Origin of the sequence: Maledivibacter halophilus (genome assembly GCF_900167445.1) — a bacterium.
In the GTDB taxonomy this organism is placed as follows: domain Bacteria; phylum Bacillota; class Clostridia; order Peptostreptococcales; family Caminicellaceae; genus Maledivibacter; species Maledivibacter halophilus.
In genome coordinates, this window is sequence record NZ_FUZT01000005.1 from 243,536 (window position 1) to 260,177 (window position 16,642).

The following is a 16,642-nucleotide window of genomic DNA, read 5'->3' on the forward strand; positions in this document are numbered from 1 at the left end:
TTATTTTAATTCCTTTAAAATTTTCTTTACAAATTCTATATCTGTTTTAGTATCTGCAGCTAAAAACTCTAAATCTTCATTACTTAATTTCTTTACATTATTATTTTTTAAACAGTTTTTTATATATGATTTTTTAATTTTATTTAAATCCAAATCTTCAGCTTTGATTAAACTTGGATGCTCTGGTAGTATTATACTTTCTCCAGGAATTTCTTCCTTAGGATTACCAAACTTAATTTCTATTCCATTTTCTCTAGCAAAGGACAGCTGAGGCTGAATATGTTTACCAGCTCCCGTATATTCAGTTTCCTGTACAACAATAATCTTATCTTCATCTAATTCCTGAGCTAAACTAAATGCAGCAGCCAAAGAAGTATTTCCTGCCGGTCCTCTTTCAAGTCCTTCAAGCTGTGCTAAGGATTCTGTCATATAGAATACTTCACCTTGACTCACTGTTACATATCTATCCATGTATCTAAGTGGTCTTGCCGCTGATCTTGGTACATCTGATCTGTCAGGCCATGTTGCAAAGGGAATACCAAATCCAGTATGTCCTGTAGTAAATGACTTTTTATTAAACTGATCATCACTTGCCATGTGTAAGCCTTCTAAATTTACACTTGCTCCTACAACCAAAGTATTCTCAGATCCTGCTTTAACAAGTCCTCTAGCAGTTCCAGTAAGATTTCCGCCACCTGCATTGGTACAAACCACTACATCAGGATCTCTACCTTCAAGGGCCCTCATCTGCATCGATATCTCATATCCAAGAGTCTCTACCCCTGCTATTCCAAATGGAGTGTATAAAGAAGCATTAAAATATCCAGTTTCTTCAAGGAGAACTAAAAAACTATAAAATAATTCTGGCCCAACGGTAAGTTGAACTACTTCTGCTCCATAGGCTTCACATTTTCTTGCCTTTTCGATTATTTCCGGCTGTCCCTTGCCTTTACTATCATAGCATTCTTGGACTATAATGCATTTAAGCCCATGGATTGCTGCTTGACTGGCAACGGCAGCACCATAGTTTCCACTTGTTGCAGCTATAACCCCTTTATATCCATTTTTTTTGGCATGATATACTGAATTAGCTGCTCTTCTAGCTTTAAAGCTGCCAGAAGGATTAGACGCTTCATCTTTAATAAATATTCTTGCACCTTTACCTTTATCTGAAAATTTTCTTGCAAGATTAGTTAAATTTTTCAATTCCAATAATGGTGTATTACCTACTCCAGTAGACCTTTGAATCTTTTTCATTTCTTCAAGGGTATACCCGGTTTCTCTCATCATCTTCTCATAATCAAAAGCAATTCCTTTACCTTCAAATCTTTCATAATCAATTCCTACAGCTTCTTTCATTATTTCATTTTTACGTGACATAACTCCTTCATAACTCATATCTTTATTCATGGTCTTCACCTCCAAATAAAATTTCCTTCAATTGAAGACCTATTTGAAATACTTCAGGTACAGTATTTCCAAAGGAATGTTTATATGATGGATTTATTTCAACAAGCTTTCCTCTGACTTCTCTTCCAATGATTGTTTTTATTGTAACCATATCCCCTATCTGGGCATCCTCCTGAATAAATCCCTTTATCCACATTTCAAGGGGGACTTTCTTAGTATCCTCTGGAACCTGTGGTGCTCTTTCATCTGGTTTTAAAACCACATTATATACATTAACCCAATCGCCTTTTTTAGCTTCCATGATTATCACCTCACAAAAATTTTGTGCTATCTCTCTATAAAATCTCTCATATCTCCCATAATGGCCCTTGGAACAGGTAGGTCCAACATAGTTTTAAGTCCTGGAGATGCATTGATAACATGGGGAATCATATTAACACACATTGCTATTGTACCAAGACCACCTTCTACCTCAGGTTTAATGGCCATATTTACTTCCGGAGTTCCCTTTATATTAATATAATCTCCTGTATAAGTTCCTTCCATTTCAGGTTCAATTTGTTGAGGATGTACCATATCAATCTTAGCCTCACCATTTACATAGCCTTGTCCAGTCATGTTAACTCCTGCAACATCACCCGCCGCAGCAAAACCATGGGGGGATTTCCTATCTACCTTTGTAACAATAGGCTTCATTTGCTGCTCAAATTTATCAATCTTCCAGCCTATGGCATCTGCAATCATTTGTACTGACTCAGCAAATCCAACATGTCCTGCCATAGTTCCATCTTTCACACGTTTATTAAATTCTTCAACTGTTAAGCCAACACCTTGCTCTTCCATAACAGTATGTCCAAAGGGTGATAAACTATTAACCCTTTTTGCTTCGATATGCTCCACGTCAATCATGCAACCCGTTAAACAAACAACTAGTAAATCCATTATAAGCCCAGGGTTAATTCCTGTCCCCAAAACAGTCACTCCATTTTCCTTAGCAATCTTATCAAGTTCAGCGGCCAATTCTGGATTTTGAGCCTGGGGATATGACATTTCTTCAGCAGTGGAAATTACATTTACCTTTTGCTCTAGGCAGTATTTTATTTTTGGAAAAGCTCCCTTTGTAAAAGAATCTGTTGCTGTTAAAACTATGTCACAAGATTTTTCATTCACTACTTCTTCTATATTAGAATTAATAATAACCGGTTTTCTATCTCCTCTTTCTACACCTAAAAACTCGTATATATCCTTACCAACTCTTTTTTCACTTATGTCACATACTCCAACTATCTCTACACCCTTCTTATTAAGAAGCATCTTAGCCATTCCACTTCCCATTGCTCCAAATCCCCAAATCGCAACTTTAACTTTTTCCATTAAAAACACCTCCAAAAATATTTAATAGATTTTCTTAATAATTATATAGTTGCAATTATCATGCCATAACGAATTTTATAAATACTAATATTTTTGCATAACTATGTAGTTCTTTGCAATAATTCTGAATATTTATTAAAAAATAATGACTATTTCCACCTTTTTCCCAATGCTATAAAAAATAAAAGCAAAATAATTTGCAGTAAATGCAAATTATTTTGCCCTATAAATCCAAATTATGCTTTTTGATTTTGTATTGAAGATTTTGTCTTGATATACCTAGATCCTTTGAAGTTCTAGTAATATTGTACCTATTTTTATTTAAATATTTTTTAATAATATTCTTCTCTACATTTTCTAAATATTTATTTAAGTTCTCCACGTTAATAAAATCTTTTAAATCTTCATCTCCCGTGTGTAATGAAGTATTTTGTGCCATTAACTCTTCCACATGGGAAGGAAGATGCTCTTTTTTTATTACATGATCTTCCAAAATCATATTCATTGCTGATTCGATAAAATTTTGAAGCTCCCTAACATTTCCCGGCCATGAATAGTTTAAAAAGGCTTCAAGTAAATCCTCTGAAATCATCCAAACATCTTTGTTTAACTTCTCATTATAATATCTTATAAAATGATCTATAAGAACAGTAATATCATCTTTTCGATTTCTCAGGGGCGGGATTTCAATGCTTATTACATTGATTCTATAGTATAAATCTCTTCTAATATGCTTTTCCTTCATTGCCTTTAGTGGATGCTCATTTGTAGAAGCAATTATTCTCACATCTACAGGTATATCCTTAGTCCCTCCAACTCTCCTTATATAGCTTTCCTGTAAAACCCTTAGAAGCTTAGCTTGCAGGGCAAGGCTCATTGAATTAATTTCATCTAAAAATAAGGTCCCACCATTTGCCTGTTCAAACAAGCCCGGTCTATCAATTGCTCCAGTGAAGCTCCCTTTACTGGTTCCAAACAATATGCTTTCAAGTAGGGTTTCAGGAAGCGCAGCACAATTCTGACCTATAAAAGGCTTGTCCTTTCTATTGCCTTCATAATGTATACTCTGAGCAAACATTTCCTTTCCCGTTCCCGTTTCACCATATATTAAAACACTTGAAGAAGTTTTACACGCTCTTTTTCCAAAGGCTATTGCCTTAATAAGTTCTTTATCCTTTCCTATAATGTCCTCAAATGTATAATGGTTTACTGTTTTTCTTTTCCCTTTATTTGGCTCTATAAGCCTTTGCTGCAGCTTTATGATTTGCCTTGACAAATCAGTTACCTTATCAATATCCTTGGCAATTTCGATGGCACCTATTATCTTTTCATCTTGAATAATTGGAAGAGTTGTATTAATAGTAGAAATCTTTTTCCCCTTTAAGTTTAAATAACTCTGTTTATATTTTTTTATTGTTTCACCTGTCTTTAATACCTTTAATACTGTACTTGTATCCTCATTCAAACTTGGAAACACCTTAAGGATATACCTTCCCATTACATGATCAACTTCTAATCCTTCAATATCTGCCATGGCAGAATTATATAATATTGTCTTTCCTTTTTCATCTATTACATGAATCCCTTCTTCAATATGGGGCAAAATACTTTGCACTATATGTTCAAACATTTTCCTCTTTTTCAATTAAAATCACCCCAACGTAAAATTATACATTAAAAATATACTAAAATTCTTCACATGTATTATGCAATTTCCTCTATTTATATAACATTCAACAATTTCTATTCTAATCTATAATTTCAATTATTTGAGATAAATATTTTTTACTTTCCTTAAATTTATCTTCATTGCTCTTAATAAATAAAAAAGAAATAATCATAAGCACTAATCCAGTAATAAATGAAAACAGCTCTACATTTCCTTCTATCCCAATTAACTGTTTAAATAAAAAATTTCCCCCTGCTACTCCGATAATAAGCATAATTAAAGGTATTCCATATACTATAAAGGCAGCAGTTAATACATCTTGGGATTCCATGTCAACTACTACATTATTACCTACCTTAGCTCCTACAGTATTTAAAGCCTCTATGGTTATATTCATATTCTCTTTTCCCATCTGACAGGCACCACAATCTCCACAAGCAGAATGCTTCATTAATACTACAGTTGCATTATCTCCATTTATTGCCGTAACTTTTCCTTCTCTGTTCATTTTCCCCTCCATATAAATTTTTTTAAACATCATCTACTTGAAAAAATTACATACTTGACTCTTTTAAAAACCAACTACTACATCTAGCTTAAATTTTTCACAAACCCATTCCATAATATATTATTCAATCATCCTAAATTTTAATTGTATGATTATATCACTTAATAAACTTTACCATTGTATTAATCAATTCATCTATTACTTCTTCCTCCGGTTTATCGGTTAAAGATTGCTTTATACAACCCTTCAGATGGTTTTCTAAAATTAAGCCTCCTACTTTATTCATAGCTGATCTTACAGCTGCCACCTGTATTAAAATATCATTACAACATCTGTCTTCTTCCAACATTTTTTGTATTCCCTTTACTTGTCCTTCAATTCTCTTCAATCTTTTAAGTAGAGATTGTTTTTCTTCAGAATATGAATGCATCATATCACCCCTGTTTTTCTTATATGTTGTACATTCAGGTCAGTTCCAAGTTGTAAGTTCTAAGTTTTAAGTTTTAGAGTCATTCTTTTATATCATTATTAGAATTCCCCATATTTATAGGTTATCACATTTTTATATAAATATGGGGGGAATTTTATTTATATTTTATATAAACTCCAATAACAGAAGTAGTCTCTGAGGTTTCCTTCTAAGCGATTTTTATGAACCTGTTTTTCCCTTAAAATTAATAAATAAACAGGTTCATTACATAATCTAGAAGGATCCTCAGTGACTACTGAAGTCAGTCAAAATTTTTTTAAAAATGCATTTATTTTTATTCTTCCATTAATTTTATCTTTAATTCTTCCAGCTGGGTATTATCAGCAACACTAGGAGCTTCAGTCAACAAGCATCTTGCATCTTGAGTCTTAGGGAATGCTATTACATCTCTAATATTTTCTGTACATGTTAAAATCATAGTAAGTCTATCAAGTCCATAGGCAATTCCACCATGAGGAGGAGTACCATATTTAAAGGCATCTATTAAGTATCCAAATTTTTCATAGGCTTCTTCATCTGTAAATCCTAATGCTCTAAACATTCTTTCCTGCAAGCTTGAATCATGGATTCTTATACTTCCTCCACCAACTTCTGAACCATTTATAACTAAATCATATGCTTTAGCTCTTGCTTTTTCTGGATTAGACTCAACTATATCTATATCATCATCAGCAGGAGATGTAAATGGATGGTGTTTAGCATAGTATCTACCATCATCCTCATCATACTCAAATAGAGGGAATTCTGTAACCCATAATATCTTAAATTCATCCTCATTTATTATATCAAGCTTTTTAGCAATTTCAATTCTCAATGCACCTAGAGTGGTATTAACAATAGAAGATTTATCTGCTACAAATAAGATTAAGTCACCTACTGTTGATTCCATTTTATCAATGATAGCTTTGGTATCTTCTTCACTCAAAAATTTTGATATTGGAGAATCTATACCATCACTAGTAACTTTCATCCATGCAAGTCCCTTAGCCCCATATGTTTTAGCAAGCTTTTCAAGGTTTTTCATGCCTTTTTTACTAAACTTTTCTGCTCCACCATTGATATTAATAGCCTTTACATCATTACCAGCTTTAACTGTATTTGCAAAAACACCAAATCCACATTCTTTTACAACTTCATTCAAGGCTTTAAGTTGATATCCAAAACGTAAGTCTGGTTTATCACTTCCATATCTTTCCATAGCTTCTTTATATGTCATTCTCATGAATGGTGTATCGAGCTCTATTCCTTTGATCTCTTTAAATAGCCTTTTTACTAGCTTTTCATTGATAGAAATTACATCCTCTTCATCAACAAATGACATCTCAATATCTACCTGTGTAAATTCTGGTTGTCTATCCGCTCTCAAATCTTCATCTCTAAAACATTTTACTATCTGATAGTACTTGTCAAATCCCGATACCATCAAAAGCTGTTTAAATATTTGAGGTGATTGTGGCAAAGCATAAAATTTACCAGGATTTACCCTTGAAGGTACTAGATAGTCCCTTGCTCCTTCAGGAGCAGGTTTTGTAAGTACAGGTGTTTCTAAATCCAAGAATCCATTTTCATCAAGGAAAGACCTAATAGTAGAAGCAATTTTACTTCTAGTTCTCAGAAGCTTTTGCATTTTTGGCTTTCTTAAATCTAGGTATCTATACTTTAATCTTATTCTCTCACCAGCTTCATCTTCATCATTTATATGAATAGGTGGTATTTCTGATTCAGATAATATTTTAAGCTCCTTTGCAAAAACTTCTATTTCTCCAGTTTTTAGGTCTGTATTTATATCTTGTCTTTTTTTCACCTCACCTTTTACAGCTATAACAAACTCGCCTCTTACATTTTCCGCTTTATTAAAAGCTTCTTCAGACACATCTTTATCAAAAATTATCTGTACTAATCCTTCCCTATCTCTTAAATCAACAAATATTAATCCACCTAAATTTCTTCTTCTTTGAATCCATCCCATTAAAACTACTTCTTTACCTATATCATCACTTCTTAAAACTCCACACATATGAGTTCTTTTCATTCCCTTTAGTAATTCAGCCATCTTTATGCCTCCTTATTTTATTATCTATTTTATTCTTTTAGTTATTTCCTCTACTATAGTATCTAAGTCAATCTCTTCCTGAATTCCAGTTTCCATATTCTTCAGTGATACACTATTATTATCAAGTTCATTATCTCCAATAACAATTGTATATTTACTATTTACCTTATTTGAATATTTAAATTGAGCTTTTATACTTCGACCTAAATGGTCAATATCTACTGAAACCATATTATTTCTTAATTTGTGTGATATTTCAACTGCTGCTTCATAGGCCCTTTCTCCCATTGTAACAATAAATGCATCCAGCCCCTTAGGTCTTGGAATATCTATATTGTTATTTTCTAAAGTAAGAATTAATCTCTCAATACCCAATCCAAATCCGACTCCAGGTGTAGAAGGTCCTCCAATTTCCTCAACCAGACCATCATATCTACCTCCACCACAAACAGTACTTTGGGAGCCAATTTCATTGGATATTATTTCAAAGGCAGTTCTATTATAATAATCCAGTCCCCTTACTATCTTAGGATCTATTTTAAATTCCAATCCCATAATACTAAGATACTTTTGAAGTTTTTCAAAATGCTCCTTACATTCATCGCATATATAATCAAGAATCAAAGGCACACCTTTAAGTTCCTTTTGACATTCTTCTTTCTTACAATCTATAATCCTCATTGGATTTCTATCATATCTCCCTGCACAGGTTTTACACAATTTACCCATTTTATCCTTTAAAAATGTCCTTAACACTTCATTATATTTCTTTCTACATTCTGGACAACCAATACTATTTATTCGCAGCTGAAGATTTTTTAGTCCAAGCTTTTCAAAAAAAGTCATTGCCACACCTATTACCTCTGCATCAACAGAAGGGTTCTTTGAACCAAAGGCTTCTATCCCAAATTGATGAAATGCTCTAAGTCTTCCTGCCTGAGGTCTTTCATAACGAAAACACGGTGTAATATAGAAAAGCTTGGTTGGCTGAGTTCCAGCATAGAGCTTATTCTCCACAAAAGCCCTTACAACTGGAGCAGTTCCTTCAGGCTTTAAGGTAATATCTCTACCACCATTATCAGTAAAAGTATACATCTCTTTTTGAACTATATCTGTAGTTTCTCCAACTCCTCTTTTAAATAGCTCAGTATGCTCAAACACCGGTGTCCTTATTGCCTGGTAGCCAAATTTTTCGCAGATTTCACTAAACATCTTTTCTACATAAACCCATTTATACACATCCGATGGTAATACATCTTTAGTTCCCCTTGGAGCTTTAGTAAGCATTTTGTTACCTCCTCTTTCATTTTATAGTCACTTTAATATATTTCTTTCCAATAAAAAATACTCTTCGTCTATGATTAATAATCATAGGGACGAGAGCATTGATTCCCGCGGTGCCACCCTAATTGGTTAAACCCACTTGTTTATATACAACCAATACCACCCACTAGATAAATTTAATAACTATACAAAAGTATTGGTTATTCTTTAACAGTTAACGCCTGAATACGTACTATCTTTTTATATACGATAGTAGACTCTGAGATGTCTTCACTAAAACTTAAGATATTAGGCTTTCACCATCCCTAATTCGCTGCAATCGTCATTATAGCTACTATTTCTCTTCCATGCCAATTTCTTTAATGAAGTTTTATATATTATAAATCAGATAAATAGATTATGTCAAGGTATTATTTGTAAATTTAGGATCTTTAGAGCTAAATTATTTGCTTTCTCTTTCTTTTTACCATCTCATCTACTCTTTTTATATACTCATCTACATTTTTTACATTGGGAACCCTTTCAAGTCGATTTTCCATTGGGAAAACAATTTTTGATACTCCTCCAGCACCAAGGGCAATAATAGATTGCTTCTCCTCCATTATTTGCATATTGTATAAGCACTCATGTCCTTTTTTGCAATATCCTACATTCTCCAAATTCCCAACCATATATTTCTGTCTATACATATAATATGGATGAAGTCCAATTCTATAAGTATATTCCTTTGTTATAGCCAACATTTCCTTTACCAAATCTTCATCACACATTTTAAATTCACCTAAAGCTCCCTTTAATCTAGAGCTTCTTTTAACAGCCAATGTATGAACAGTAAGATTTTCTGGATCAAGTGTTTTAATAGCTTCCATTGTATTTTGTACTTCGTCAATTCCTTCACCTGGAAGTCCAATAATTATATCCATATTAACAGTATCAAATCCAGCTCTCCTTGCACTATAAAATGCCCTCTCAATCTCCTGGGGAGTATGTTTTCTTCCAATAAGTTCGAGGGTCTTGAGATTCATAGTTTGGGGATTAATACTTATTCTATCAATGCCATTTTCCTTTAATGTCTTTAGCTTATCAATATCTATTGTATCAGGTCTTCCGGCCTCAACAGTAAATTCCTTTAACTCTGATGTATCAAAAGACTTTCTTAGACATTTTATTAAATTATCAAGCTGTAACCAGGATAATGTTGTTGGTGTTCCTCCACCAATGTATATACTTTCTACTTTTTTATTGGCTTCTTTTAACAACTCACTTGTCATTTGTATTTCATTATATAGTGCTTCAAGGTAATCTTCAATTTTATTACTGCCTTCTTTTATTGGATTAGATGGGAAAGAACAATATATACATCTCGTTGGACAAAAAGGGATACTGACATATACGCTAACCAGATCTTCATTAATCGGGTAAATATATTTTCTCTCACAAAGGGCAATATCCATTAGAAGTTCTATTTTTTCACTAGATATTCTATAATCATCCTTTAAAATTTGCTTAATTCCTTCAACACTTTTATTATTATCTAAAAACTCATGTACTATTTTTGTAGGTCTGATTCCCGTTAAAATTCCCCAGGGAATATCATTGTTGAAAATTGTTACCAAGATATCAAAAATATTGACCTTAATATTTCTCTTTAATTCTTTTCTTCTTTTTATATCAGAATCCTTAAGATTTATTATATAACTTGTATCATGGATCCTAAGTAATTGATTATCTTTACTAAGCTTTGTTCTAATGAAACATTTTTCTTCTTTCTCAATCACTTCATTAATTAAAAAAAAATCATTCCTATTATTATATTCTCTTTCCTCTGAAATAAATGCTATATCTTTAAATAAACCAAAAACCTTAATCAATTCTTCAATATCATGTCTAAAATCATGTCCCCTTAATAATACATTTATCATCTTCCCACCTCTAGGATTACTTTTAAAAACAATAACCGTGGAAATTACATAACTAATAATATTTATTAGCCTCATCTCTAAGCATATTTATCTGTTCAGTAGACACACTTAACTCCTTGGCAATTTCCCTTACACTATATCCAAGCTCAACTAATTCCATCAATTGATATGCATCAATATCAATAAAATTACTGTATTTATATTTTGAATAGTTATTTCCTTTTTCAAGCATATTGAATCCTCCTATATTATACAATAATCATCTTATATTTCTTGTATATAGAATTTAAGAATATTTTCTCCATATAACATAAAAGGTATTCATAATATTTATACTGTATTATTATCTTAAAAATGGATTTTTAGCTCGTTCATTACCTATTGTGGATGCAGGACCATGACCGGGTAATACCTTTGTTGAATCATCATAGATTAAGAGTTTATTCTTTATTGATTTAATTATTTTTTCAAAGGAACCACCTTCAAAATCAGTTCTTCCTATTGAACCTGCAAATAAAGTATCTCCTGTAATCAGTACATCCTCTACCTTTATACTTATACCTCCTGGTGTATGTCCAGGCGTATGAATAATCTTAAGCTCCAGCTCTCCTACATCAACTATGTCTCCATCATTTAAAAGTCTGTCTGCCGTCAAAGAAACATCTGGGCCGCTCATTAGACTTGATAAGTTTTTTTCAGCATCCTTTAGTAAAGCTTCATCCTTTGAATGAATTAAAATTTTTGCTCCAGTCTTTTCTTTTATTTCCCTAACAGCACCTATATGATCCCCATGTCCATGGGTTAAAATAATATATTTTACATCAAGAACATTTTTATTTATTTTCTTTAAAATGTCATCAGCATCTCCACCTGGATCAATTACTGCAGCCTCATTGGTTTTTTCACAGCCTAATAAATAACAATTTGCAGCATAAATTCCTGTAACTACTCTTTCAATATACATAATATCAACTCCTTAAAAGATTTTTTTACTATCAACCAATATAGTAACAGGTCCATCATTCGAAAGATTTATAACCATATGTTCTCTAAAAACTCCGGTTTCAACCTCTAGACCTTTTTCCCTTGCCTTTCCCACAAAATCTTCATACAATTTGTTAGCAATATCGGGCTTAGCCGCCTTCATAAAATTAGGTCTTCTTCCTTTTCTACAGTCACCTAATAAAGTAAATTGAGATACAGCTAAAATTTTCCCCTTTATATCTAAAACTGAAAGATTCAGTTTTTCATTTTCATCTTCAAATATGCGTAGATTAGTAATTTTTTCAACCATGTATTTTACATCCTCTTTATTATCACCATCTTCTACCCCAAGTAGAACCAAAAGTCCTTTATCAATATCTCCAACCTTCTCATTCTGGACCATTACATTAGCTTTAGTAACTCTTTGTACAACGGCTCTCATTTTTTAACCTCCTATTAAAATCATCTGCTTTTATGATGTAACTCTCTTTACTTCAATTACATCCTGAAAACCTCTAAACTTATTCATAAGCTTTGAAAGCTGTTGAGTATCGGAAATTTCAATGGTTAAATTAATAATAGCTAATTTTTCTTTAGTAGTTCTTGCATTAATTGCCGTTACATGCATTTTTGATTCTGTGATACTATTAGTCATTTCAGCAAGTAATCCTTTACGGTCGCTTGCAATAATCTGAATTTCTGTTGAATAGGAAATCTTCTTGTCAACATGCCATTCCACTTCTATAAACCTATCATAGGAATTAGGATCATTTTGTATATTGGGACAATCCTTTCTATGAATAGTAACACCTCTTCCCCTGGTTATATAACCTATAATGTCATCACCGGGGACAGGACTACAGCATTTAGCAAATCTAACCAAAATATTATCTATTCCCTTAACCTTAACACCTTGCTTTGTCTTATCTTTTGGCTTCTTTTTATTAACATTTGTTTGAATATTTTCTATTTCAACATTTGGATTCTTCTCTTTATGTTCTTCTCTGTACAACTCCTTAAGCTTTGGTATAACTTGATTTAAAGCAATGCCACCATACCCAATAGCAGCATAAAGATCTTCCATATTATTAAAACGTAATTTTTTCATTACTACATTTAGCCACTCGGTCTTTAAAAATTCCTTTGCTGGATATCCCAGTCTTTTGGCTTCCTTTTCCAGCAATTCTTTTCCCCTTTGGGTATTTTCTTCTTTTCTTTCTTTTTTAAACCACTGCTTAATTTTATTTTTTGCCTGAGTACTTTTTACAAACTTTAGCCAGTCTCTACTTGGACCATTACTATTATTTGAAGTCAATACATCAACTATATTTCCAGTTTTTATCTTGTGATCTAAAGGAACTATGCGTCCATCCACCTTGGCACCAATACATTTATTACCAACAGCAGAGTGAATTTTATATGCAAAATCAACGGGAGTTGATCCTACGGGAAGGTCAATAACATCTCCCTTAGGAGTAAATACAAAAACTTGATTGGTAAATAAATCAATTTTTAAAGATTCCATAAATTCCTTAGGGTCTTTAAGCTCTCTTTGCCATTCCAATAATTGTCTTAGCCAGGTTAACTTTTTATCTATATCTTCATCTTCAGTCTTACCCTCTTTATACTTCCAATGGGCAGCAATACCATATTCAGCAACTCTATGCATTTCATTGGTTCGTATCTGTATTTCAAAGGGTTCTCCCTTTGGTCCAACAACAGTCGTATGGAGAGATTGATACATATTAGGCTTAGGCATAGCCACATAATCCTTAAATCTTCCGGGTATCGGTTTCCATTTTGTATGGACTACCCCCAGTACTGCATAGCAATCCTTCACATTATCTACCAATATTCTAATTGCAGTAAGATCAAATATTTCATCAAAGCTTTTATTCTGATATTCCATTTTCTTATATATACTATAAAAATGCTTAGGTCTTCCGTAGATATCATATTCTATATTGAGCTTGTCTAATTCAACATCAAGTTCATCAATTACATAATTAATATAGTCTTCTCTTTCTTTCCTTTTCTTTGCAACCTTCTCTACCAGATCATAATAGCCTTCCGGATCAAGATATCTTAAACATATATCTTCAAACTCCCATTTTATTTTAGATATACCAAGTCTATCTGCTATGGGAGCATATATTTCCAAGGTTTCCATAGCTTTTTCTTTCTTTTTTCTCTCATTCATGAATTTTAAAGTTCTCATATTGTGGAGCCTGTCAGCCAATTTTATAAGTATTACTCTTATATCCTTAGCCATGGCAAGAAACATTTTTCTAAGATTCTCTGCTTGTCTTTCTTCCTTTGTTTCATATGTGAACTTACCGAGCTTTGTAACTCCGTCTACCATTAAAGCTATTTCTTCACCAAATTCTCTTTTTATATCTTCAAATGTATATTTTGTATCTTCAATAACATCATGTAAAAGCCCTGCAATTATAGTTCCTTCATCCAACTCTAATTCTGCTAGTATAAGAGCAACATTAGCTGGATGTATTAAGTATCTTTCTCCAGATTTTCTTAACTGACCTTCATGGGCATTCTCTGCAAAATTATATGCCCTAACTATCTTCGACAAGTCATAATAAGGGTTATATTGTTTTATTTTTTCTATGAAGTTTTCTAACATGTTATCATCACCTTCTTCAACCTTTTGAAGAGCATATAATGTCAAATAAATAAAACTATATGGGAAATTAAATATATTATATAATAAAATGTCTATTTTTCATAGTTTTATTCACCTGAGAAACTTGCCTAATTAGCATTATTAATTTTAAAATAAAATATGTAGATAACTCCCATGACTCTCTCTACTACATTTTGTATTTTAAAATTCTTAGGAATTTAAGTAAAGACTTTAATTTATACATTATTAATATTCAAAATCTAGCAAAATAGTGAATGGGAATCCATTCACTAATACTTAATCACAGATTTAACATCATAATCTTTTAAAGTATCTCTTCCATTAAGAAACTCTAGCTCAATTAAAAACAATACTGATACTACTTGTCCACCAAGCTGCTCAATAAGTTTTATAGTTGATAAAATTGTTCCTCCAGTGGCCAATAAATCATCAACTATCAAGACCTTTTGCCCCGGCTTAATTGAATCTCTATGAATTTCCAATGCATCTGTACCATACTCTAATTCATATTCATATTTCACTGTCTCATATGGAAGTTTACCTGGTTTTCTAACGGGAACAAAGCCCTTGCCTGTAGCATAGGACATTGGAGCCCCTATTAAAAATCCCCTAGCTTCCGGCCCAATAATAATATCGAATTCTTTATCCTTAACTGCCTCTATACATAAATCCACTGCCCTTTTATATGCCTTACCGTCCTGAAGCAAGGTAGTAATATCTTTGAAGCTTATTCCTTCCTTTGGAAAATCTTCTACAACTCTAATCTTATCCTTTAAATTCATCATAAATCCTCCTTAAAACTAAAATAGAAATAATCCCAATACAATATTAAAATATAACTTTTGAATAGTTTTTAAAATCTTTAATAACCCCTGTTACTCTTTTATATAATTCTGTAGCTGCTATATCTATTTTTTCCTCGGGAGGAGGCAACAATTCAACAGCAACTTTTTCTTTGGTATGGTCATATACAATTAACTTTAATTCCGACAATATATAAAGAGAAAATCTAAGCTTAGCAAAATTCATATTTGATAAATCATTTATCATATTTTCATAAGACATTTCATTGGTATCAGAAAACTGTTTTAAATATATATAAATTTCTGCTAAATCATCTCTATTTGGAATAGTATTTTTCAGAAATTCCCTTAGTATTTTTATATCATTCTTATTGTAAAGGCAATGTACCTTTTCCCCGTAATTTATCAAAAAATCTATTTCTTCTTTTATAACAGGTACATCATATATATAAATATTTTCATACTTTTCAAAATCCAACTTATTTAAAATTGGATTTACTATAATAATATTATCATAATTATCATTTTTAGAAAAATTAAAGCTAATAGATTCAATTATATCAAATTTATTAATATCCCATAAAAATAAACTTAAATCTATAAGTCCTTCTATTGTATTAACTAAAATCAAATTATTACTACTCAATTCTATATTTTCAATTACATATTTAGCCCTATTCTTAATATTTCTCAAATCCACAACATTATCTAAACTAAATTCCATTTCCTTGTACTGGCAATTATTAAATAAATTTGGAAAACTCCAATAATAGGCATGAACTAAGCTGCTAGCCTTATAGCCTTCTTCACAACGTCTTCTTATGTCTATTAGATATAGCTGAATTGTTTCAATTCCTTTAAATGAATTTATACCTAAAGAAAAAGCTATATCTATTTCTTCCCCCCTTGACAAGGTTTCATTAGCTTTCCCTAGGTTGAATCCAATACAGTCAAGGATTCTACCTTCATCTTCAACTTCGAGCTTAATATGCTGATTTTTATCACCAAAAAAGTTTACACTTAACAATCTTATTTTCCTATAACAGAACAAAGGTTTAGGATTGTTATATCCAAAAGACCCTAGCTTTTTTATTTCATCAATCAAATCAAAGCCTATATCTTTTATAGTCAGTTCCATATCAATTTTTAATTCCTGGATATTAGGATTTTCTTCTATCCAGTCACAATTATTAATATCCTTTGATAAAAGGGAAGTATTTAAATGATTTCTATCGGTTTCTAAAAAAGACACAGCCTTATCAAAAGTATCTATTCCTCTATTAGTTAATAATCCAGCCGTAATATTTGATATTCCCAGCTTGTTTGCTAACTCAATTGTATTATTGTCAAATTCATTTTTTATAACCCAAATTTTATCATGTAGCAGCATAAAAACTCCTATCTTTTGATAAATGAGCAAATTGCATAATTACCATATAAAAAAACTATATACTACATATATCTTTAAAATCTTCGAAACTAT

General features: G+C 31.8%; 15 protein-coding genes and 1 other annotated feature. All 15 genes read right to left on the reverse strand.

What is annotated here, in order from left to right; translation table 11 throughout:
* Nucleotides 1–1,410, reverse strand: a complete 1,410-nt coding sequence (gene ortB / locus B5X81_RS11430; RefSeq protein ID WP_079491859.1) for a 2-amino-4-oxopentanoate thiolase subunit OrtB — start codon at nt 1,408–1,410, stop codon at nt 1–3.
* The gene (ortA, locus tag B5X81_RS11435; RefSeq protein WP_079491860.1) at nt 1,403–1,711 is read right to left on the reverse strand and encodes a 2-amino-4-oxopentanoate thiolase subunit OrtA; all 309 of its coding nucleotides are present in this window, start codon (nt 1,709–1,711) and stop codon (nt 1,403–1,405) included. The genes ortB and ortA overlap by 8 nt, the downstream gene beginning before the upstream one ends.
* 26 nt (nt 1,712–1,737) lie before the next feature.
* Complete coding sequence (ord, locus tag B5X81_RS11440) at nt 1,738–2,784, reverse strand: 2,4-diaminopentanoate dehydrogenase (protein WP_079491862.1); 1,047 nt, start codon at nt 2,782–2,784, stop codon at nt 1,738–1,740.
* A 223-nt stretch (nt 2,785–3,007) separates the two neighbouring features.
* Nucleotides 3,008–4,429: a sigma-54 interaction domain-containing protein gene (locus tag B5X81_RS11445; RefSeq protein ID WP_280175267.1), complete on the reverse strand. Its 1,422-nt coding sequence runs from the start codon at nt 4,427–4,429 to the stop codon at nt 3,008–3,010.
* Between the two features lie 103 nt (nt 4,430–4,532).
* A complete protein-coding gene (locus tag B5X81_RS11450; RefSeq protein WP_170917384.1) occupies nt 4,533–4,961 on the reverse strand; it encodes a SoxR reducing system RseC family protein in 429 nt (142 codons plus the stop codon).
* Between the two features lie 157 nt (nt 4,962–5,118).
* Nucleotides 5,119–5,391, reverse strand: a complete 273-nt coding sequence (locus tag B5X81_RS11455; RefSeq protein ID WP_330397371.1) for a metal-sensitive transcriptional regulator — start codon at nt 5,389–5,391, stop codon at nt 5,119–5,121.
* Between the two features lie 334 nt (nt 5,392–5,725).
* Nucleotides 5,726–7,504 carry an aspartate--tRNA ligase gene (gene aspS, locus B5X81_RS11460; protein ID WP_079491866.1) on the reverse strand — a complete coding sequence of 593 codons (1,779 nt, stop codon included), beginning with the start codon at nt 7,502–7,504 and terminating at the stop codon, nt 5,726–5,728.
* Between the two features lie 24 nt (nt 7,505–7,528).
* Nucleotides 7,529–8,791, reverse strand: a complete 1,263-nt coding sequence (hisS, locus tag B5X81_RS11465; protein WP_079491868.1) for a histidine--tRNA ligase — start codon at nt 8,789–8,791, stop codon at nt 7,529–7,531.
* A gap of 82 nt (nt 8,792–8,873) precedes the next feature.
* Nucleotides 8,874–9,145 (reverse strand) — a binding site (T-box leader).
* An 80-nt stretch (nt 9,146–9,225) separates the two neighbouring features.
* Complete coding sequence (hemZ, locus tag B5X81_RS11470) at nt 9,226–10,710, reverse strand: coproporphyrinogen dehydrogenase HemZ (RefSeq protein ID WP_079491869.1); 1,485 nt, start codon at nt 10,708–10,710, stop codon at nt 9,226–9,228.
* Between the two features lie 52 nt (nt 10,711–10,762).
* Complete coding sequence (locus B5X81_RS11475; protein ID WP_079491871.1) at nt 10,763–10,942, reverse strand: hypothetical protein; 180 nt, start codon at nt 10,940–10,942, stop codon at nt 10,763–10,765.
* A 111-nt stretch (nt 10,943–11,053) separates the two neighbouring features.
* Nucleotides 11,054–11,674: an MBL fold metallo-hydrolase gene (locus B5X81_RS11480; protein ID WP_079491872.1), complete on the reverse strand. Its 621-nt coding sequence runs from the start codon at nt 11,672–11,674 to the stop codon at nt 11,054–11,056.
* Nucleotides 11,675–11,686: 12 nt separating this feature from the next.
* Complete coding sequence (gene dtd, locus B5X81_RS11485) at nt 11,687–12,136, reverse strand: D-aminoacyl-tRNA deacylase (protein WP_079491874.1); 450 nt, start codon at nt 12,134–12,136, stop codon at nt 11,687–11,689.
* Nucleotides 12,137–12,166: 30 nt separating this feature from the next.
* A complete protein-coding gene (locus B5X81_RS11490) occupies nt 12,167–14,335 on the reverse strand; it encodes a RelA/SpoT family protein (protein WP_079491875.1) in 2,169 nt (722 codons plus the stop codon).
* 290 nt (nt 14,336–14,625) lie between these two features.
* The gene (locus tag B5X81_RS11495; protein ID WP_079491877.1) at nt 14,626–15,138 is read right to left on the reverse strand and encodes an adenine phosphoribosyltransferase; all 513 of its coding nucleotides are present in this window, start codon (nt 15,136–15,138) and stop codon (nt 14,626–14,628) included.
* A gap of 46 nt (nt 15,139–15,184) precedes the next feature.
* A complete protein-coding gene (locus B5X81_RS11500) occupies nt 15,185–16,549 on the reverse strand; it encodes a hypothetical protein (RefSeq protein WP_079491878.1) in 1,365 nt (454 codons plus the stop codon).
* Nucleotides 16,550–16,642: the final 93 nt, after the last annotated feature.

Bases quoted from the DNA above. Each gene is read 5' to 3' on its own strand.
- ortB (WP_079491859.1), bottom strand. From the start codon at position 1,410: ATGAATAAAGATATGAGTTATGAAGGAGTTATGTCACGTAAAAATGAA.
- ortA (WP_079491860.1), bottom strand. From the start codon at position 1,711: ATGGAAGCTAAAAAAGGCGATTGGGTTAATGTATATAATGTGGTTTTA.
- ord (WP_079491862.1), bottom strand. From the start codon at position 2,784: ATGGAAAAAGTTAAAGTTGCGATTTGGGGATTTGGAGCAATGGGAAGT.
- B5X81_RS11450 (WP_170917384.1), bottom strand. From the start codon at position 4,961: ATGAACAGAGAAGGAAAAGTTACGGCAATAAATGGAGATAATGCAACT.
- B5X81_RS11455 (WP_330397371.1), bottom strand. From the start codon at position 5,391: ATGCATTCATATTCTGAAGAAAAACAATCTCTACTTAAAAGATTGAAG.
- aspS (WP_079491866.1), bottom strand. From the start codon at position 7,504: ATGGCTGAATTACTAAAGGGAATGAAAAGAACTCATATGTGTGGAGTT.
- hisS (WP_079491868.1), bottom strand. From the start codon at position 8,791: ATGCTTACTAAAGCTCCAAGGGGAACTAAAGATGTATTACCATCGGAT.
- hemZ (WP_079491869.1), bottom strand. From the start codon at position 10,710: ATGATAAATGTATTATTAAGGGGACATGATTTTAGACATGATATTGAA.
- B5X81_RS11475 (WP_079491871.1), bottom strand. From the start codon at position 10,942: ATGCTTGAAAAAGGAAATAACTATTCAAAATATAAATACAGTAATTTT.
- B5X81_RS11480 (WP_079491872.1), bottom strand. From the start codon at position 11,674: ATGTATATTGAAAGAGTAGTTACAGGAATTTATGCTGCAAATTGTTAT.
- dtd (WP_079491874.1), bottom strand. From the start codon at position 12,136: ATGAGAGCCGTTGTACAAAGAGTTACTAAAGCTAATGTAATGGTCCAG.
- B5X81_RS11490 (WP_079491875.1), bottom strand. From the start codon at position 14,335: ATGTTAGAAAACTTCATAGAAAAAATAAAACAATATAACCCTTATTAT.
- B5X81_RS11495 (WP_079491877.1), bottom strand. From the start codon at position 15,138: ATGAATTTAAAGGATAAGATTAGAGTTGTAGAAGATTTTCCAAAGGAA.
- B5X81_RS11500 (WP_079491878.1), bottom strand. From the start codon at position 16,549: ATGCTGCTACATGATAAAATTTGGGTTATAAAAAATGAATTTGACAAT.